This window comes from Mycobacterium seoulense, assembly GCF_010731595.1.
GTDB lineage: Bacteria > Actinomycetota > Actinomycetes > Mycobacteriales > Mycobacteriaceae > Mycobacterium > Mycobacterium seoulense.
In genome coordinates this window covers 4,522,975-4,541,656 of record NZ_AP022582.1, presented here as the reverse complement: position 1 = coordinate 4,541,656, position 18,682 = coordinate 4,522,975, and the positions used below count along the sequence as shown (strand labels likewise).

Sequence of the window (18,682 nt, the reverse complement as noted above, 5' to 3'; positions counted from 1 at the left end):
TCAGACCTCCACCGGGATGTTGTTCCAACCCCACTGGAAGCTCGAGGGCAGCCGCCTGGCGGCGTCGGCCTGGATCGCGAACTCGGGCACCCGGCGTAACCATTCCTGCAGCAGCACAGCGACTTCCAGCCGGGCCAGGTGGTAGCCGATGCAGAAGTGCTGGCCGCGGCCGAAGGCCAGCGAGCGACGGATGGGCCGGTCCCAGATGAACTCGTCGGGTTCGGGATACTCCCGCTCGTCGCGGTTGGCCGATGCGAGCAGGGTGATGACGCGCTGGCCGGGCCGGATGGTCTTGCCGTGAATGGTGAAGGGCTTGCGCGCGGTTCGGGCGAACCACTGCGCGGGCGCGCAGAACCGGATCATCTCCTCGCGGGCGACGGGCACGTTGTTCTCGGGGTCGGTGCGCACCGCTGCCATTTGGTCGGGCCGCCGGCCGAGCTCCCACAGCCCGTGGGCGACGATCTTGGGTACCGTCTCGGTGCCGCCGATGAAGATGCACAGCATCTGGGTTGCGACTTCGACGTCGTCGAGCGGGCTGCCGTCGGGCAGTCGGTAGCCGAGCAGGCCGTCCACCACGGCGAGCGGCTGCCCGGACTGGTCGGCGCGGCGGCGGCGAACCGCCGGCAGCAGGTACTCGAAGTAGTTGGGCCGCGCTTCGGCGGTGTCCACCCCGACGCCGGGCTCGGCGAGGCTGCCGGCGTTGACCGCGGCGAGCACCTGCGGTGCGAGATCGGTTGCGATGCCCAGCAGTTCGCAGACGACGGACGCCACGACGATGCCGCCGTAGTCCTGGGTGAGGTCGAACGAACCGCGCGGCAGCAGCTCGTCGAGGCGCTCGTTGGCCAGCTCGCGGATTCTGGCCTCCCAGCCGGTGACCGACCTGGGCCGCAGCGGCTGGGAGTGCGCACGCCGGATTTCCGCGTACAGATCCGTGTCGAACACCGCGTGAAACGGCAGCGGGTGCAAGGGCGGGTCGGCGACCGGGCCGGAGTTGTGCTTGGCCAGGACGGACGCCGCCGGCAGGGTGCCTTCCGACGCGACGAACGTTCCGTCGTTGACCTCCAGCACCTGCCAGATGTCCTCGAATCGGGACAGGGCGAAGGTGTCCCACTGCGGCATGTAGTACACGGGATGATGGTCGCGCAGGATCCGGTAGTACGGCAGCGGGTTCGCCATCACCCGCGCGTCGAAGGGGTCGTAGGCGAAGTCGGTGACGTCCACGCGTGCTCGCTGTCCCGTCACTGCAGCGGCGACGGCGGTAGGGCCTGCAGGATGGAGTCTTCCCAGCCGTCACGCAGGGCGGGCGCCACGCTCATCCAGGTGACGATCTCCGGGGGCGGGCTTTCCTTCCACGATGGGTAGTGGTTGGCGAAGCATTCCCAGCCGCCGTCCAGCGCCCAGTAGTGGATGACCTCGTTGTAGCGGAAGGTCGTGGTGAACGAGCCCAGCCAGCGTTTGCCGGTGCGTTCCGACCACGGGACGTAGAGGCGCTCCAGTTCGCGGATGTAGTCGTCCTGGCGTCCCGGCTTGGTCTGCATGATCTCCTGGATCACCAGCGGCGCAGCGAAATTGGCCTCGCGCAGCTGGGCGAGGGTCTTGTTGCTGGGCCCCGGGTACATGATGCGGCCTTCGCCCGCGGCGCCGATGTCGGCCAGGAAGGCCGCCCATTTGCCGGCCGCGGCTTCGTGGCTGCCGCCGCGGGCCTGGGCGGCCCCGATCCGCGCGTAGTCGGCGAACCCGTCGATCTCCCAGATGATCGTCACCTGCGGCCAGTGACCGTTGTAGGGCGTGCTCTCCCAGATTGCGAACAATCGCGCCCCGAGCTCGTTCATCATCGGCCGGTAGGTATCGGAGAACACCTCGGTGAAGCAATCGCTTCGCCCGGAGCCGAGCGAGATGGTCTCGTGCAGATAGAGCAGCGTGTGGCGGTAGTACTTCTTCATCAGTCGAGCCGGACCAGCCCCGAATCGATGCGCTCGCAGGTCGCCAAGTCGCAGAGCAGCGCCTCGGTGGAATAGACCGTGGGGCAATCGATCCCGGACGCCGCGAGCGCATGGCCCTTGAACCTGCGCGCGGCCGCGCTGAGGGCATATTGCGCCCTGGCCACCCCGCGATCCACCCGCAGTGGCCAGCCCGAAGGCAGCTGACCCCACAACGCGACTTCGGTCAACCGGTCGTCGAGCGACGTGAGCACCAAGTCGCGCACGCGGGCGTCCGCGGCGAACGCCTCGGCGCTCACGGCCAGACTCTGACTCGTCCAGCCGGGACCCGTCGCGGCGAACTGCTCCTCCAAGTCCGCCGCCCGCACGCCCAGGATCCGCAGGGACCGGGCGTCGGCGCCATCCGGCAGGAGCACCGTCACCTGCCAGCCGGCCATCGCCCGGTCGTAGAGCCAACCTCCGGCCGATCGGACGACGTCGAGGGCGCTGACCGCGATGACGTCGAGCCGATATCGCAGACACTCACGGTCAGTCCGGCCGGCTCGGGCGTTGACCCGGCTGCCTTGCCTGATGTCGAACGTTGACGTGACCATTCAATCCGTTCCTCACCGCCGCACCGAAACCGTGCATTGGCGCTTGCCGCAACGCTTGTCCTGGGCCGTGGCCGCTCACGCGGCACACCGGACAGCGTGACACTTCAGAGCAATTTTGTAAAGGCGCGACCGGTGGTCACGACCCGCGGCGCGCCTTGAGTTCGGCGAGCACATCCTCGGTGTGCTGCCCGAGTTCCGGTGCCGCAGAACGGGGCGCCCACGGTGTGCCGTGGAAATCGGCCGGTGTGGCCACCATCGGAACGCTGGCTTCCCCGTCCGGCACGTCGACGATGCCGCCGGCCGCGTGGAATTGTTCGTCGGCGACGACGTCTTCGAGGCTGTTGACCGGCGACCAGAAAAAGTCGGGTTCGCCCGCGAAGACCTGTGCCCATTCGTCGAGCGTGCGGGTGGCGAAGATCGCGTCCAGCTCGGCGATCAGTTCGACAGCGTTGGTGAACCGCGCGTAGGCGTCGCGGAACCGGGGATCCTCCAGCCATTCCGGATGACCGACGACACGGCACAGCGGCGGCCAGTGCCGATCGACTTCGAGGCCGACGATCCAGAATCGGCGCCCGTCGGCGGTCGTGTAGTTGTTCATGCACGGGTTGCCCATCGTTTCGCGTTGCCCGATCGCGATCGGCTGGCCGGTCAGCAGATAGGTGTTGAGGTCGAAGCTCACCGTGTAGGCGCCCTGGCGATACAGCGAGGTGGTCACCAGCTGACCGGTCCCGGTGCGCGCGCGGGCAACGAGCGCCGCGCAGATGGCGGCCGCCAGCGTCATGCCGGCCGAGTGGTCGCCCATGCCGCCGCGCTGGAACGGCGGCGTGTCGCCGGGCCGGGTGAGCAGATGCGCAACCCCGGCCCGCGACCAGAACGCGGCCACGTCGTAGGCGGGCCGGTCCGCGTCGGCCCCGGTTTCGCCGTATCCGGTGATCAGCCCGTAGACCAGGCGAGGATTACGGGCCGACACCGACTCGAAGTCGAGCCCCAGGCGTTGCAACGCGCCCGGCCGCACATTCGTCACGAAAACGTCGGCGTCGCGCAGCAATTCGAAAGCGATGTCTCGGCCCGCCTCCTCCGCGAGATTCAACACGATGCTGCGCTTGGAGCGGTTGTCCATCTCGAACGGCGGATTGACCCCGAGGTCGCAGCCGAGCATCCTGCCGAACAGCCGGCCCGGGTCGCCGCTCGGCGGCTCGATCTTGATGACGTCGGCTCCCCAGTCGGCCAGGATGCCGCCGGCGGCCGGTCCGGCGACCCACACTCCGAGCTCGACGACCTTGACACCCTCCATTGGTCCCGCCATGGCTACGTTCCTACCGGTTAGCGCGGCCGAGCGCACGCATCCTGGCATGTCACGCACTCCTGATCTGCCGATCGATGATTTCGCGCGTCCCGATGCATCGGAATAGATGCGGGCCTCGACGGCTCGCCGCGGTGAGCCCCACGAGAGGCGCGGGCCGCCGGCAATACGAAACGACAAGGGAGATGATCTCTGTGACAACGATCGCAGGAAAAGCGGTTCTGATCACCGGCGCCAACCGCGGCATCGGGCGTGCGCTGTCCGTGGAGGCCTTGAACAGGGGCGCCCGACAGGTGTACGCCGGTACCCGGAAAGCCTTGGCGGGCAATGGCGACGCCCGCGTGACGCCTTTGACGCTGGACATCACCAACGCCGCGCAGCTTCGGGCGGCAGCCGAGCAGGTTGACTCCCTAGACATCCTCGTCAACAACGCCGGCCTCGCGCTCTACGACGACTTGAGCGACCCCTCCGCGCTCCAACGGCACCTCGAGGTCAACCTTCTCGGCACCTACGCCGTGATCGAGACCTTCCTGCCGCTGTTGGCCCGATCCGGCGGATCGATCGTCAACAACCTGTCGGTGAACGCGTTGGCCCCCCTGCCCATCATTCCGGCCTACTCCGTCTCCAAGGCCGCGGCGTTCTCCATGACGCAATCGCTTCGTGTCATCTTGGCCAAGCAGGGAGTGCGTGTGCATGCCGTGCTGACCGGGCCCGTGGACACCGAGATGACCCGCGGCCTGGACATACCGAAAGCCTCGCCGGGAGCGGTGGCGCAAGCCATCTTCGACGGGGTGGAGAACGACGATGACGAAATCTTCCCCGACCCGTTCTCACGGTCGTTGGCCGAGCGCTGGGGCAGTGGCGCCGCCAAGGTGCTCGAACGTCAGTACGCGGCGCTGCTCGGTGCGGACCACTGACCCGGTCCCGGCGTACACCGGCTCAGCCGACAGAGGTCTAGCCTCACACCATGAGCCTGGTAGCCGGACGCGGTCCACTCAGCAGTGATCCGGCCGGTCGGTTTTCGCCCCCGCTGCCCGCCGACGTCGTGTTCATCGAGCCTCATCCGCGCCGCGTGCAAGCTGTTCGGGATGGGCAGTTGGTGATCGACACCGAAGGGGCGCTGCTGGTGCACCGGCGGGGCCAACCGCTCGGCTATGCCTTCCGGGCAGACGAGGTCGGTGACCTGCCCACCGAACCCGAGCCAGAGGCCCCGGGCTTCGTGCACGTGCCCTGGGACGCCGTCGACACCTGGCTGGAAGAGGGCCGCGAACTCGTCCACTACCCACCCAATCCCTACCACCGCGTCGACTGCCGTCCCACCAAGCGCCGGCTGCGTGTCTCGATCGCCGGCACGGTGCTGGTGGACACCGACGACACCGTGATCGTCTTCGAAACCTCCTTAGAACCAAGGCTTTACGTCGATCCGGCGCACGTGCGCACCGACCTGCTGCGTCGCTCGGATACGTCGAGCTACTGCAACTACAAGGGTTTCGCCACCTACTGGTCCGCGGGCGATGTCGAGGACGTCGCGTGGAGCTACCCCGATCCGCCGCCGGAAAGCCTGCCCATCAAAGGGTTTTTCAGCTTCGACGCCGCCCGCGCCGACGTGACCGCGGAGCTGCCGGTCAGCCGCCGTAGCTAGGCGTCGCAGCTCAACGCTTCGGGGTGCGTCGACTGTTCCGCTTCGTTCGAGACGTATCCGCGCGGGTCTGGATTCCAACTAGCAGCATGTCGAGGGCGCGGTTGAAGTCCGCGGCCATCGATGATTGTTGACTGGTGGATGCCAGGGCTGCCAGGTGGGGGTGGTCGTTGTCCGCCAGGCGTCCGATGCGGCTGGCGGCATCGATGTTGGCCTGCTCTGGGACGCCCACCGCCGCGGGGCCGGCCAACTCCACTTGCGCGGCACCCATGATCAGGCTGAGCACCCCACGAAAGGCGGCCAACAGATCGTGGTCGGCAAGTCCGCCACGGACCAGTGCCGCGACGAGCTGTTCTGCAGGCGCGAAGCTCTCGTTCGATACGGTGCGGCGGGTCAGGACCAGCGGGACAGCGTTACGGTGACGGCGCATTGATTCCCACACAGCGATCGCGATGGATTTCACATCAACAAGCCAATCGTCGGACGGCGCAGGTAGTTTCACGTCGGCCAGCACCGCTTCGGCAACCAAAGCCTCGAGTTCCTCTCGATCTCTGACGTAGTTGTAGAGCGTCATCGGCCCGGTGCCCAGGGCGGTTGCCAGCGAGCGCATGTTTAGCGCGCTCAGCCCGTCGCGATCGACGATCCCCATTGCGTGTGCGCGCACTTCAGAGACGGTGAATCGTGCCCGGATAGCTCACCTCCCGCTTGGGACCCCTTGACACGTACAGCGTACCTAAAGTAGACCAATACGTACAACGTACGCATCGATGGAGGGAAGTTTGTCATGAGCACTCACATCGCCACCACCACGGTCTCGTTTACTTCGCAAGGCGTTCGGTGCACGGGCTGGCTGACCCTGCCGCACGGCGCCGGCCCCCATCCGGGGGTTGTACTCTGCCACGGCCTCGGCGCGACGCACGGCATGGTGATGTCGCAATACGAGCAACACTTCGCAGATGCCGGCGTGGCGACACTGGCCTTCGACTACCGGCACACCGGCGCTTCGGACGGTTCACCACGGCAGCGCTTCAGCATGCGCCGACACCAACAGGACGTCGGCGCTGCGCTGGACTATCTACGTCACCACGACAGCATCGACTCCCAACGAATCGGCTTGTGGGGCACCAGCCTCGGCGCGATGCACGTGCTGCGGGAAGCCGGAGCCCGGCGCGATCTCGCTGCGGTGGTCGTGCAGTGCCCGATCGTCCATGGACCGGCAACACTGGCCCGCAACGGCTGGCGGCTCGCTCTCCGCGCGACACCGGCGATCCTCGACGACCTGTTTCGCCGCAGGTGGGGCGCCGCCCCACGATATGTCCCCATCGTCGGCGAACCGGGCAGCCTCGCTGCAGTCACCATCCCCGGTGCTCTCGCCGGCTGGTACTCCACCGTGCCCGCCGGCACGACCTTCGACAACCGCATCGCCGCCGCCGACGTCATCGGGATCGGCGTGACCAGCGCCAAACACGGCGCCGCGAGAATTGCGGCTCCACTGCTGGTATGCGTCTCCGCACGAGAGACCCTCATGAACCCGCGCCATGCCGCGGACGTGGGACACCGCGCGCCGTATGGCGTCGTCCGTCACTACGACGGGGACCACTTCCAGATTTATCACCCGCCCTTACTAGGGGAATTGCTCGCCGACCAAACCCAATTCCTTCAGGAGCACTTGAATGTCCAAAGCGGTTGATGCCCTTCAGGACAACGACGCTCGGCTCGTTGCATTTCTCAGTACTCTCACCGCAGGCCAGTGGTCGCAGCCCAGCCTGTGCACAGACTGGAGTAACCACGAAATCCTGGCCCACCTCGTCGTCGGCTACTCAGCCACGCTGCCGTCGATCGGCGCCGCGATGTTGCGACACCGGGGTTCGTTCGACCGCACCAACTCCTCAATGGCCCGCGCGTTGGCGGCACGACGGGACCCGCACACGCTGATCGATGACCTTGCGGCATTGACACTGCGGGCGCGAGGCATCGGGCGCGTTTTCCCCCGTCGACTGCTCCTCGGTGATCACGTCATCCATGAACTGGATATCAGCTACACGCTCGGTGCCGACTCCGCGATTCCCCCGGCAATACTCGCCGCCGTTCTCGACACCGAGGTAGGAATTCCGAACCCGTTCGTCCCGGCCTCTGCACGCGCACGAGGCCTGAACCTCATCGCCACCGACACCACCTGGTCACGCCCCAGTGATGGACCAACGGTCACCGGCGAAGCCGGCCACCTTGCCTCAGTGCTGGCCGGCCGTCCCTGGGCGCTAGGGCATTTGACCGGTGATGGAGTCGCGGTACTCGCCACCCGCCTTCAGCAGTCGCCAAAGTCCATCCCGTGACGCGCTATTGACTGTTGAAGGCCGTCGACGTCTCGTCGCCCGTGGCGGCCAATCGCCAGTCGGCGACGGGCGGTGATTGATTGATCGTCCCGACAGCGAGTTGGCGCCGTGCGGTCACGCCCAGTTTGATGAATACCTTGCGCAAGTGGTACGCGACGGTGTTCGGACTGATGAACAGCTGGGCGCCGATCTCCGAATGCGATCATCGCCGAGGCGGCCGCCTGGCCCCAGCGGCAAAGACATTCCCGAAATCGATTGCAGCCGGGTGTTTTAGCGCGAAATCCGGTACCCGCGATGGGATCACCACGGGCGCGCACCCAGAGGCGTTGAACCCCAGTTCGCCTAGCTCGCCAGGCCGACAATCGCCAGCATGAACAGCGCACCACCGATGGTGCACGCCAAGGTCACCGGAGTCCGATGTCCGGCGTGCGCCCTCGGCAGGATGTCGGCGCTGGCCAGATACATCAGGAAACCGGCGAAGAATCCCAGATACAACCCCAGTACGCGATGGGGAATCGTCACGGCCAGCGTGAGGGCCGCACCGACCAGCGGCGCGACGGCGTCGGCGGCCAGCAGCGCCAGCGCCCGTCGGCGGTCGTTTCCATAGAGCGACGTGACGGTGTAGGTGTTGAAGCCGTCCGCGAAATCGTGGCCGATCACCGCAACCGCCACCACCGCCCCCGGCCCGGCCCCCGCCTGAAAGGCGGCCCCGATGGCGAATCCGTCCATCAGGCTGTGGCCGATCAGCCCCGACGCGGCGAGGATCCCGATGCCGGGCGCCTCAGGTACGCCGGCGTCATCCGATCCGTCGCCGCGATGGATGCCGACCGTGTGTTCGACGACATGCAGGACCAGAAAGCCGACGACGAAGGCCACCAGCGGGGCGGGTATGCCGAACACCCTCCACGACCCCTGGCTCAGCGCTTCCGGCAGCAGGTCGAAGGCCACGGCGCCGAGCATCAGCCCGGCGACCAGGCCCAGCACCAGATAGCGGTAGGAACCGATGCGCAGCGCCGCATAACCGCCGAGCAAGGTGGTGGCGAACGAACCGAGGGCCACCAGAACAACCACTGCGGGCCACCTCTCTGCCACCGGCACTCGGTGAAACGGTAGCGCTCCGAAAGCACGTTGGCGCGCCGGAATGCAGAGCGCTCGTCGGTGGACGCGATGACCCGAGTCAGCCGCCGTAGCTGGGTCGTCCGAGCTTGAGTTCGTGCTGGGCGATCATGTTGCGGAACACCTCCATGGTCCCGCCGTAGATCCCCAGCGGCAGCGCCAGCCGGTAAAGGTGTTCTGCCGCACCGTCGGTCGCGGAGCCCGGAGTCTCGGTGGGCAACGCCGAGGCGGTTCCCAGGATGTCCATCAGATCCGGGGTGACGTCGCGCATCGTCTGAGCGACCGCGACCCGCCCGAACATCCCGGGCGTGGACAGCGCCGCCTCCATCCGCGCGACGCCGCGCCCCAGCCGGTATTTGACCGAATCGTCGTCCAGCGGCCGCCGGCCGTCCGGGCCCGGTCGAGCGACGGCCGCCGCCACCGTGTCGACCACCTCGGCCATCACGTCGCCGTGCCCGGCCATCGCCGCAATGTATTGCAGGCCATGATCTTCGGGATCCACGAGGCCGTGCTCGGAGTCCAGCGCCGCGCGCATCACCGTCCAGCCGTCGTTGACTTCTCCGATGCGGTGGAGGTCGTCGACGCGGACGTCGCTGTAGTAGACGATATTGGTGCGATCGCCGTCCAGGGTGCGGATGCCCTGGATCTCGACGCCCGGCGAATCGAGTGGCACCAGGAACATGGTCAGGTTCCGGTGTTTGCGCCCCTGGGGGTCGGTGTTGGTGAGCAGGAAGACGTAGCGAGCGTTCTGCGCGTTCGACGTGAACATCTTGGAGCCATTGATAATCCAGCTAGATCCATCCGCTTCCCGCACCGCCCGGGTCTTGCAGGTGGCGACGTCGGAGCCACCCTCGGGCTCGGTGTAGCCCAGGCACAGCCGGATCTCGCCGGACAGCACACCCGGAAGGACGCTGTCGGCGAGCTCGGGCGCCCCGAACTGTCGCACCAACCGGGCGACCACGGACGTGGTGCCCCAGTGATACCACGGCGTGTGGGCCCGGCCGATCTCGAGTTGAAAGATGCGTCGACGGACCGGGCTGAATCCGCCTTCGGACTCGAGCTTCCAGTCCGACGCCAGGTAGCCGGCTTCGCCCAGCGCCAGATGCACGTGCTCGTCGAAGTTTTCGCCGTACTCCAGCTGCCGGTGCAGCACCTCGTCGGTGACGTGCTTCTCGAGGAACGCCCGGGTCTCGTCGCGGAAGGCGCGGTCCTCGGGTGAGAGGTCGACGCGGGAGAAGTCCATCAGGCCGCGTCGATCACGAGGGTGCGGAAACGGTCGAGGGTTTCCAGCGCGTGCGCCATGCTGTCGCCGGGCAGGTGGACGCTCACCCACGTCACGCCCGTCTTCGCCAGCTTCTCCAGGCCGTCGAGGTAGGCGTCGGCGTTGAATGCGTCGTCGGCGGGGCTGCCGCCCTCGAAGTTGGTGAAGGTGACGTCGATGGCCGACCAGTCCCGGCCCGCGGCGTCGCACCGGCGCCGCAGGTCGTCGATGCCGTCGGTGAGGCGCGCCACCGAGTCGATCACCGCCGTACCTGCGGTCTGGGCCAGTTGGGGCGGCGCCGGGAAGGGGCACCAGCCGTCGCCGTATTGCGCCACCCGCTGGCGCGCCGAGGACGTGTTGCCGCCGATCCAGATCGGCGGATGCGGGTCGCTCGGCGGGTGGGGGTGTGCGGTGATGCCGCGCGCGCTGAAATGCTTTCCCTCATAGGTGATGTCGTCACCCGTCCAGACCGCGCGGATCACCTGCAGGGCTTCCTCGAACAGTTCGGCACGTTCGTCGTAGCTGACCCCCAGCGCGGCGAACTCCCGTTTGAGGTAGCCCACTCCCACCGCGAGCGTGAACCGGCCGCCGGAGAGCAGGTCCAGTGTGGCGCCGGACTTGGCCACCACGAACGGGTTTCGGTAGGGCAACACCACGATGTTGGGGATCAGCCGCAGCGTGCTCGTCGTCGCCGCCGCGAAACCCAGTGCGACGAAAGGGTCCAGCGCGTCATGGCCGCCGGCTTCCAGCCACCGCTGCGACGGCGCCGGGTGGTCGGTGAAGCCGAAGCCGTGGATGCCGGCCGCCTCGGTGGCCGCGGCCACCTTCCCGATGCCGTCCCCGCTCACCAGCTCCGGGTTGTACGGGTGGCTGTGCATCGGGTGGGTGATGGTGAAGTGCATGAGCGCGACCAGCCGCTAGAACCGTGCGCGGGAATCGATCGCCGTGTCGGTCGTGCGCAGCGGCCGGATCAGCGCCTCCTGGGCGAACGAGCACAGCAGCTCGCCCTCCTCCGAGTGCACCGTGCCGCGCACGTACGACATCCCCGCGCCGACCTGGGTGCTCTCGTGGGTGTAGAGCAGCCACCCGTCCCAGCGCACCGGCTCGTGGAACGCCACCGAGATGCTCATGGGCGCGGTCGACACGGTCAGGTGCGCCTGGGCGGTGCCGATGCCGGGGTGCGCGCGCATGGTGGTGGAGATCCCCAGATGCCCGGTGAAGTACGCGAGCAGCGCCTTGGCCAGGTCGTCGCGGGTGGGGATCGGGTCGTAGTGCAGCCACGCGTAGAGCTCCGGCGGCCCGACCTCGTCGGGGCTGTTGACGTCGACGACGTCGACCAGGCGCAGTTCCCGGCCCACCATGGGCATCGGCGAGGGGATGGCGTCGGCGGGCGCGGCCACGTCGGGACGGGGCAGGTGGTGGCGGATGACGTCGCCGGTCGGCACGTCGGCCAGCACGGTGATGCTCAGGCAGCGCCGACCGTTCTGGTGCACGGCGACAACCGCGGTGGCCGTGGAGCGGCCCTCGGCGACGACGTCGAGGACGAGTTCGATCGGCGGGCCGACCGTGACGGCGCGGGAGAACACCGCGTGCGCCGAGCGGACCGACTTGTCCGGGAAGCGTTTGGCCACCGCGACGATCGCTTGGGCGAGCACCTGGGTGCCTTCCACCACCTGTCGTTCGTCGCCGGCGGCGATGCCGGTGTCGCCGGTGAACCGGTCTTGCCCGTCGGGCTGCACATCGAACAGATCCAGCAGGCCCTGCACCGTCCACTCGGTCTGCTCAGATTCCGTGGTCAATTCCGCTCCGCCTCTCGCGCTAGCCGCTCACGGCTCAGCGTGACACTTTGCGTAGGATTTGTAAAGGTTGGCTAACAAGGCCGCGGCCCAGTGGGTCGATCCACCGACGGAATACACACGGAGGCAACGCAATTGGGTATCGTGACCAGCACTTCGGAGACCGCATTCACCCAGTCCGCCGAGACCGTCTACGACTTCGTCACGAACCCGGAGAACTGGACCAAGACCTATCCCGGCAGCGCGCACATCGGCGGCCTGCCGGAGCTGTCGTTGCGCGTCGGCGACACCTGGGAGGAGGCGGGTCCCGACGGCGACCGGATCTTCACCTGGCAACTGGCGGCCGCGGTGCGCCCGGAGCTCTTCGTGTTCACCTCGGTCGGGCGCCTGGGCCACGATCGCGATGGCGCCGGGGGAATGGAGGGCCGCATCACGGTGGCGTACCGGTTCACCAGACCGGGGCAGGACATCACACTGTTCTCCCGGACCATGACGATCGAGGCGGCCAAGCACGCCCCGCTGCCGGATCAGCTCTTTGCACAGGTCAATCCCGCGAAGATAGATGCCTACCATGAGGCGGTCGCGCGAGAACTCGCCAAGTCGCAAGATTGACACCGGTACCCGCGGTGCGTGACACTTTGGCGGTGTTTTGTAAAGCGGAAGGCGTGCCCGGATGATTCCCGAGCCGCTGGCCAACGGCTTCTGCTTCGGCGAAGGGCCACGCTGGTTCGAGGGCCTGCTGTGGTTCTCCGACATGCTGGGCGAGGCGGTGCACACCTCCACGATGGGGGGCTCGCTGACCACGTTGCCGCTGCCCGGGCATTCCCCCTCGGGTCTGGGTTTCCGGCCCGACGGGTCGCTACTGATCGTCTCGGCCGAAGACCGCAAGGTCTTGCGCTACGACGGTGAAACCGTCGACACCATCGCCGATCTCGCCGAGCTGGCCCCGGCCAACCTCGGCGACATGGTCATCGACGACGTGGGCCGCGCCTACATCGGATGCCAGGCGCGAAGCGGCGGCTCGATCATCCGGCTGGATCCCGAGGACAGCACCGCCACCGTCGTCGCCCAAGACCTCGACTTTCCCAACGGAATGGTGATCACGCCCGACCGCGAGACCCTCATCGTCGCCGAGTCGATCGGCCGGCGGCTGACCGCCTTCACCATCGGCGCCGACGGCGGACTGGCCGAGCGCCGACCGTTCGCCGACGGCCTGGACGGGCCGCCCGACGGCATCGCGCTCGACGCCGACGGCGCGGTGTGGGCGTCGATGACCCTGGCCCACCAGTTCGAGCGGATCGTCGAGGGCGGCGCCGTGACCGACCGCATCGACATGGGCGAGCGTGTCGCCATCGCCTGCGCGCTCGGCGGCCCCGAGCGCCGGACACTGTTCTTGTTGTCGAGCACGGACGCATACCCCCAGCGCCTGATCGGCACCCGGCTGTCGCGGCTGGATGCCGTCACGGTGAGCACCCCCGGCGCCGGCCTGCCCTGACGAGAGGTTGACGATGTCGGACTCCTACTACGAGCTCGTCGATGGCGCCGCCGCCCCGGGCGGCAATTATCCCGAGTGCGAGAAGTTCCGGGCCACCGACCTGGCGCGCGGCACCTGGTCGGCCGCGATCCAGCACGGCGGTCCGGTGTCGGCGCTGCTGGTGCGGGCGCTGGAGCGCTGCCAGCAGCGCGAGGACACCCGCCTGTCGCGCGTCGTCATCGACCTGCTGGGCGGGGTGCCCGCCGAGGGCGACCTGTGGGTCACCGCGCAGGTCCAGCGCGGCGGGAAACAGATCGAACTGGTCAGCGCCGAGATGCTGGCCCCCGGTCCCGACGGCCAACCCCGGGCGGTGGCGCGCGCCAGCGGATGGCGGTTGCAGACGCTGGACACGCGCGCGGTGGCCCACGCCGCGGCCCCGATGCCCGGGCCGCGCAGCGAGGCGCGCAACCGCAACCTCAAGGCACGGGAGTGGGACCGCAACTACGTGCACAGCCTGGACTGGCTGTGGCTGACGGAGCCGCTGAGCGAGGGCCCCGGCGAATCGTGGATCCGCCCGACCGTGGACCTGGTCACCGGCGAGACCATGACACCGCTGGAGCGCCTGTTCGCCGTGGCCGACTGCGCCAACGGCATCGGCAGCAAGCTCAACATCACCCGGTGGACGTTCCTCAACACCGATCTGGCCGTGCACGTGTTCCGGGTTCCCGACGGTGACTGGATCGGCATTCGCGCCGAGACCAGTTACGGCCCGGACGGTGTCGGCACCACGATCGGCACCTTGTTCGACGAGCGGGGCGCGGTCGGCGCCATCCAGCAGTCCGTGCTGGTGCGCCCGCGCCCGGGCAAGTCCGGCCGGGAAGCGAAATAACGGTGAACGACTTCGTAGAGTTGCACGTATGAGCCGTCCGGCCCAGACCGCAGAACCCGACACCTCGACGCGTCAGCGCATCCTCGACGCCACCGCCGAGGTTCTCGGCCGCAACGGCAAGACGAAGCTCAGCCTGTCCGACGTCGCCGCCCAGGCCGGGGTTTCGCGCCCGACGCTCTACCGCTGGTTCGCGTCCAAAGAGGAACTGTTGTCGGCGTTCTCGAGCTACGAGCGCCAGATCTTCGAAAGCGGCCTCATCAAGGCGACCGCCGGCCTGAAGGGCGTCGACAAACTCGACGCCGTGCTGCGATTCATCGTCGAGTACCAGCATTCGTACTCCGGGGTGCGCATGGTCGACGTCGAGCCCGAGCACACCATCGCCCAGTTCTCGTGGGTCATCCCACAGATGCGCGAGGGCCTGCAGCGGCACCTGCCCGGGCCCAACGCCGCGGTGAAGGCGGCGACGGTGATCCGGATCGCGATCTCGCACTACATCGTCCGCAGCGACGACGCGGACCAGTTCCTGGCGCAGCTGCGGCACGCGGTCGGGATCAAGGCGCCTTCCGATTAATCACCCCGCGAGCGTGCGTGTCTGCACCGCGACACGCCGTATCGGGCGTACCGCAGCGCACCCTCGCGGCACGAAAGGAAGTCCGCTAGTCGAACAGCACCGCGGCGTTGAGGTACCCCGTCGGGTCCAGCGCGGCCTTGATGGTCCGCATCGCCGCGATGTCCGCCGGTTCCCGGGACATGCCAAGGTAGTGGCGCTTGCGCGTGCCGACGCCGTGCTCGGAGCTGACGTTGCCGCCGGACCGCGCGATGAGTTCCATCATCGGCTCGTACAGCGCGAGTTCCCGGTCGACCGGGCAGCGCAGCACGTTCAGGTGCAGGTTGCCCTCCCCGATGTGACCGAACAGCACGGGGAGTGCCTCCGGGGCGTGCGCACCGACCAGATCGACTGCCGCACTGGCGAACCCGTCGATAGCCGAGAGCGGCAGGGAGACGTCGAACTTCAGCGGCGGCCCGTACACGCCGAGCACCTCGGCCAGCGCCTCGCGAACCTGCCACAACCGTTGCTGCGCAGCAACATCCACGCCGACCGCGGGCTCGGAGCACAGACGCGCGCCGTCGAGCAGGCCGGCCAGCCGGTCGGTCTGGTCGTCGTCGCCGGCCAGCTCCACCAGCAACAGCCAGGCGCCCTCGACCGGTGATCCGACGCCCCGGTGCTCGCCGGTCAGGGCGGCCGCCCGGCCGTCGATCAATTCCAGCGCGGCGATGCCGTCGGCGTCCCGGAACGTCCGGCCCGCATCCACCAGGGCGCCGAGCTCGGCGAACCCGCAGATCGCCGTCACCCGCCGCGCGGGGGTGGGGTGCAGCCGCAGGTCCAGCGCGGTGATGACACCGAGGGTGCCCTCGGCGCCGACGAACAGCGCCGACAGGTCGTAGCCGGTGTTGTCCCGGCGGACCCGGCTGTGCCGGCGCAGCAGCGAGCCGTCGGGCAGCGCCACCTCGAGGCCGACGACCTGCTCGCCCATGTTGCCGTACCGGACCGTGCGCAGGCCGCCGGCGTTCGTCGACGCCATCCCGCCGACGGTCGCGGTGTCCCGGGCGGCCAGATCCACCCCGAACACCAGGCCCGCGGCGCCCGCGGCGCGTTGCACGGCCGCCAGCGTGGCACCCGCATCCACCCGGACGCGGCGCTCGAGGGCGTCGACGTCGTCGAGGGCGTGCAGCCGCTCGGTGGACAGCAGCACGTCGTCGTGCTCGGGCACCGTGCCCGCCACCAGCGAGGTGCGGCCGCCCTGCACCGTCACATGTGCCCCGGCATCCCGGCACACCCGCAGCACCTCGGCGACCTGCTCGGCCGAACCGGGGCGCACCAGCGCGCTGGCCCGTCCCCGATAGCGACCGGTGTGGTCGACGCTGCGGCCCGCGAGCACGTCGGGATCGGTGACGACGTGGTTCGGTCCCACTACCTCGGCCAGGCTACGCAGCATGCCCGCGGTTATAGCACCTCACGCCGGCGCGCGGAAACAGCCCTCGAAATGACCGATTTCAATCCCGACGGTCTGCATGAACGAGTGGGCGACCACGGGCCCGACCATGCGAAAACCCGCTTCTCGCAATGCTCCTGAGAGCCGGCGTGACTCCGGGCTCACCATCCTGCCATCGCTTAAGCTTCGGAGCCGATGGTGCCGGCGGGGTTGATGTTGCCACGCCAGTCGCGACAACGAGTGTGTCGATAACAGGCGGGCGTTGTGGAGCGTGGCTTCGATCTTGCGTCGATGGCGGATGATCGAGGCATCGGTCATCAACCTTTCGACGTCTTCGGGCGTCATTTCTCCGACCGCGGCCGGGTCGAATCCGTGAAACGCCTTGCGCAGGTTGTCCCGCTTGTCGAAAACGGTCGCCCACGACAGGCCGTTCTCGAAGTAGGTCAGCACAAGCGCCCCGAAGAGCGGGGCCTCCCCGTGTACCGGTGTGCCCCACTCATGATCGTGGTAGGCGGTCAGATCGCGGCCCGTCTGGGTGGCCCACCGGCAGCGAGTGACGCCGTCGGGGCCGGATATGACGCTGGCAAGGTGGGTCGGCACGCCGATGCCGGCCATCGCCTTCACTGCACCACCCTAGCCCCGGGGAACCTCGGCAAATCCCGGTTCGCCCGCGTCCACAACGGAATTGAACCGGATCCGAGTGTCGAGACGTTCGTTGATCTCGTGCATGGCGCTGTCGGGAAGCGCTGTGACATCGAAGTTCTCGCGGATGCGCGCCGGTGAAACGGACGCGGTGAGAACGGCGCTGCCGCGCTGGACGCCCCAGGCCAGAAGCACTTGTGCGGGCGTCTTGCCGAGCCGCCGAGCGATCGATACGACGAGAGGGTCGTCGAGCAGTCGCGGCTCCAGCGCGTGACCGAGCGAGGCGAAGGCCAACAGGATGATGCCGTCGGTCTGACGCATCTCGTGGAGTTCCCATTGCGGGTGATACGGGTGCGACTCGACTTCCACCACCGCCGGCTTGATGCGGGCAGTCTTCAGGATTTTTCGGGTGCCCTCGGCATCGATGTCGGAGAGGCCGATCGCCCGCGTGAGGCCCTGGTCGACCAGGACTTCCATCGCCGCCCAGGTGTCCGCCAACGTGACCCCGTCGTCGTAGACGACGGCCCCATGGATGTCGCGGGGGTCTTGATCGTCGCCGGGCTTGAACGCGAACGGGGTATGCACCAGATACAGATCGACCGCGTCCAGCCCGAGCCTGTTCAGGCTGGCCTGCAGGGCGGGCTTCACTCGCTCCGGTCGATGGTTGTTGTTCCACAGCTTCGTGGTCACGAACAAGTCCTCACGGCGCACGGTCCCTGCCGCGAAAAGCTCTTTGAGCGCCGCACCCACCTCGGCTTCGTTGCGATACCGCTCGGCGGCGTCAAGGTGACGGAACCCGGCCTCGACCGCGGCCTTGACGGCAGCACGGGTCTTGGTGTTGTCGGAAAGCGACGTGCCGAACCCGAGCGCCGGGATCGCACCGCTTCCATCGTTCAGGACGAACCTGCGCTGGCTGAGACTTTCATTCGGTGCCATGGCTTTCGGCCTCCTTTGTTTTCGACGGATCGGCCTGCTTGGTCAGCAGGGCGACAGCTTCGGACGTAGTCCAGACTGCGCTGGCGAGGAATTGGAAATTCACCAACGCGGCAAGATAGCCATCGCATTCGGGCAGGCGCGGGCCCGCCGTGGCGTCCTTGACGACGGCGACCTCGAAGCCCTGCTCGATGAGCTCGCGCAGGTGGCCTTCGACGCACAGGTTGGCGGCCATCCCCGCCAGGACGACCTGGGTGACGCCGCGCTTGCGCAGCTGAAGCACCAGGTCGTTCGACTCCGGACCGACGATCTTGTGGGGTGAGGCGATGACGGTCTGACCGTCGTGGATGTGGTGCCGGTACGCCGGCAGGAAGTCGGCGCCAGAGCCGGCGAATCCGTCCGCCCGGTAAGCGCTTTGGCGCGCGAACATGCCCACCGAGTCCATGAACTTTTCGAGCGGGTCACCGAACCGCCACTGCTTGTCGGTGGGAAAGAAGTAGTGCGGTGACACCGCGACGGTGATGCCCACCCGCTTCGCGGCGTCGAGCAGCTCGCCGATATGGGCGACGACGTCGTTGTCCAGGACCCCGTCGCCGAAGACGTGCCATGCGACGCCCGCCGGGCTCAGGAAATCGATCTGCGGATCGGTGAGGACCAGCGCGGCGCGATCGAGGTCGAGCACGAAGCCGGAAGGCGGCAGCTCAGGCGTTTGCCGGTCGGCTTCGCTGCTTGGCTCTGGCATGGCACACGTCCTCGTGTTCGGAAGCGG

The 18,682-nt window shown here is 67.9% G+C and carries 21 protein-coding genes and 1 pseudogene; 8 read left to right on the top strand and 14 right to left on the bottom strand.

The genetic code is table 11. The features are described 5' to 3' along the window. From G6N37_RS21085 to G6N37_RS21070, 4 genes are all read right to left on the bottom strand, one after another. Window positions 1–1,176: a cytochrome P450 gene (locus G6N37_RS21085; RefSeq protein WP_163685340.1), complete on the bottom strand. Its 1,176-nt coding sequence runs from the start codon at window positions 1,174–1,176 to the stop codon at window positions 1–3. Window positions 1,177–1,238: 62 nt separating this feature from the next. Further along, window positions 1,239–1,943 carry an NIPSNAP family protein gene (locus G6N37_RS21080; protein WP_163683363.1) on the bottom strand — a complete coding sequence of 235 codons (705 nt, stop codon included), beginning with the start codon at window positions 1,941–1,943 and terminating at the stop codon, window positions 1,239–1,241. Further along, window positions 1,943–2,533, bottom strand: coding sequence for a hypothetical protein (locus G6N37_RS21075; RefSeq protein ID WP_163683362.1), 591 nt, complete (start codon window positions 2,531–2,533; stop codon window positions 1,943–1,945). The genes G6N37_RS21080 and G6N37_RS21075 overlap by 1 nt, the downstream gene beginning before the upstream one ends. A 136-nt stretch (window positions 2,534–2,669) precedes the next feature. Then, complete coding sequence (locus tag G6N37_RS21070; protein ID WP_163683361.1) at window positions 2,670–3,839, bottom strand: CaiB/BaiF CoA transferase family protein; 1,170 nt, start codon at window positions 3,837–3,839, stop codon at window positions 2,670–2,672. Window positions 3,840–4,021: 182 nt separating this feature from the next. On the opposite strand from G6N37_RS21070, the gene G6N37_RS21065 reads away from it, so the two are divergent. Together G6N37_RS21065 and G6N37_RS21060 are read left to right on the top strand one after the other, a co-directional pair. After that, window positions 4,022–4,753 (top strand): SDR family NAD(P)-dependent oxidoreductase, encoded by a 732-nt coding sequence (locus tag G6N37_RS21065; RefSeq protein ID WP_167527403.1) that lies wholly within the window; start codon window positions 4,022–4,024, stop codon window positions 4,751–4,753. 50 nt (window positions 4,754–4,803) lie between these two features. Then, window positions 4,804–5,478 carry a DUF427 domain-containing protein gene (locus G6N37_RS21060; RefSeq protein ID WP_163683359.1) on the top strand — a complete coding sequence of 225 codons (675 nt, stop codon included), beginning with the start codon at window positions 4,804–4,806 and terminating at the stop codon, window positions 5,476–5,478. Between the two features lie 10 nt (window positions 5,479–5,488). Here G6N37_RS21060 and G6N37_RS21055 read toward each other — a convergent pair whose 3' ends face one another. After that, complete coding sequence (locus G6N37_RS21055; RefSeq protein WP_232075128.1) at window positions 5,489–6,139, bottom strand: TetR/AcrR family transcriptional regulator; 651 nt, start codon at window positions 6,137–6,139, stop codon at window positions 5,489–5,491. A gap of 120 nt (window positions 6,140–6,259) precedes the next feature. Between G6N37_RS21055 and G6N37_RS21050 the strand changes: the two genes are divergently transcribed. Next, a complete protein-coding gene (locus G6N37_RS21050; RefSeq protein ID WP_163683358.1) occupies window positions 6,260–7,165 on the top strand; it encodes an alpha/beta hydrolase in 906 nt (301 codons plus the stop codon). Further along, the gene (locus tag G6N37_RS21045) at window positions 7,149–7,808 is read left to right on the top strand and encodes a maleylpyruvate isomerase family mycothiol-dependent enzyme (RefSeq protein ID WP_163683357.1); all 660 of its coding nucleotides are present in this window, start codon (window positions 7,149–7,151) and stop codon (window positions 7,806–7,808) included. The genes G6N37_RS21050 and G6N37_RS21045 overlap by 17 nt, the downstream gene beginning before the upstream one ends. 4 nt (window positions 7,809–7,812) lie before the next feature. On the opposite strand, the pseudogene G6N37_RS26690 reads toward G6N37_RS21045, so the two are convergent. The 5 genes and pseudogenes from G6N37_RS26690 to G6N37_RS21020 form a co-directional block, all read right to left on the bottom strand. Further along, window positions 7,813–8,010: pseudogene (locus G6N37_RS26690) on the bottom strand (helix-turn-helix transcriptional regulator); the annotation flags it as partial. Window positions 8,011–8,150: 140 nt separating this feature from the next. Further along, on the bottom strand, window positions 8,151–8,879 hold the full coding sequence (locus G6N37_RS21035; RefSeq protein ID WP_163683356.1) for a ZIP family metal transporter: 729 nt from the start codon (window positions 8,877–8,879) through the stop codon (window positions 8,151–8,153). Window positions 8,880–8,985: 106 nt separating this feature from the next. Then, window positions 8,986–10,167 (bottom strand): acyl-CoA dehydrogenase family protein, encoded by a 1,182-nt coding sequence (locus G6N37_RS21030; protein ID WP_163683355.1) that lies wholly within the window; start codon window positions 10,165–10,167, stop codon window positions 8,986–8,988. Then, entirely contained in the window at window positions 10,167–11,087 is a 921-nt protein-coding gene (locus G6N37_RS21025; protein ID WP_163683354.1) for an LLM class F420-dependent oxidoreductase, read from the bottom strand. The genes G6N37_RS21030 and G6N37_RS21025 overlap by 1 nt, the downstream gene beginning before the upstream one ends. A 15-nt stretch (window positions 11,088–11,102) precedes the next feature. Beyond that, window positions 11,103–11,984 carry an acyl-CoA thioesterase gene (locus tag G6N37_RS21020; protein ID WP_163683353.1) on the bottom strand — a complete coding sequence of 294 codons (882 nt, stop codon included), beginning with the start codon at window positions 11,982–11,984 and terminating at the stop codon, window positions 11,103–11,105. Between the two features lie 132 nt (window positions 11,985–12,116). Here G6N37_RS21020 and G6N37_RS21015 point away from each other — a divergent pair, with 132 nt between their 5' ends. The 4 genes from G6N37_RS21015 (at window position 12,117) to G6N37_RS21000 (ending at window position 14,915) form a co-directional block, all read left to right on the top strand. Further along, window positions 12,117–12,593 (top strand): SRPBCC family protein, encoded by a 477-nt coding sequence (locus G6N37_RS21015; RefSeq protein ID WP_163683352.1) that lies wholly within the window; start codon window positions 12,117–12,119, stop codon window positions 12,591–12,593. Window positions 12,594–12,654: 61 nt separating this feature from the next. Beyond that, window positions 12,655–13,476 (top strand): SMP-30/gluconolactonase/LRE family protein, encoded by an 822-nt coding sequence (locus tag G6N37_RS21010; protein WP_163683351.1) that lies wholly within the window; start codon window positions 12,655–12,657, stop codon window positions 13,474–13,476. A gap of 13 nt (window positions 13,477–13,489) precedes the next feature. Further along, window positions 13,490–14,344 (top strand): thioesterase family protein, encoded by an 855-nt coding sequence (locus G6N37_RS21005; protein ID WP_163683350.1) that lies wholly within the window; start codon window positions 13,490–13,492, stop codon window positions 14,342–14,344. A 28-nt stretch (window positions 14,345–14,372) separates the two neighbouring features. Further along, window positions 14,373–14,915, top strand: coding sequence for a TetR/AcrR family transcriptional regulator (locus tag G6N37_RS21000; protein WP_163683349.1), 543 nt, complete (start codon window positions 14,373–14,375; stop codon window positions 14,913–14,915). Window positions 14,916–15,000: 85 nt separating this feature from the next. Here the strand turns inward: G6N37_RS21000 and G6N37_RS20995 are convergent, their stop codons facing one another. From G6N37_RS20995 to G6N37_RS20980, 4 genes are read right to left on the bottom strand one after another with little or no spacing between them, the layout of a single operon-like run. After that, window positions 15,001–16,341, bottom strand: a complete 1,341-nt coding sequence (locus tag G6N37_RS20995) for an FAD-binding oxidoreductase (RefSeq protein WP_163683348.1) — start codon at window positions 16,339–16,341, stop codon at window positions 15,001–15,003. Between the two features lie 18 nt (window positions 16,342–16,359). After that, window positions 16,360–16,953 (bottom strand): DNA-3-methyladenine glycosylase I, encoded by a 594-nt coding sequence (locus tag G6N37_RS20990; RefSeq protein ID WP_163685335.1) that lies wholly within the window; start codon window positions 16,951–16,953, stop codon window positions 16,360–16,362. A gap of 18 nt (window positions 16,954–16,971) precedes the next feature. Further along, window positions 16,972–17,916, bottom strand: coding sequence for an aldo/keto reductase (locus G6N37_RS20985; protein ID WP_163683347.1), 945 nt, complete (start codon window positions 17,914–17,916; stop codon window positions 16,972–16,974). After that, a complete protein-coding gene (locus tag G6N37_RS20980) occupies window positions 17,903–18,655 on the bottom strand; it encodes a cysteine hydrolase (protein ID WP_163683346.1) in 753 nt (250 codons plus the stop codon). The genes G6N37_RS20985 and G6N37_RS20980 overlap by 14 nt, the downstream gene beginning before the upstream one ends. Window positions 18,656–18,682 lie beyond the last annotated feature (27 nt).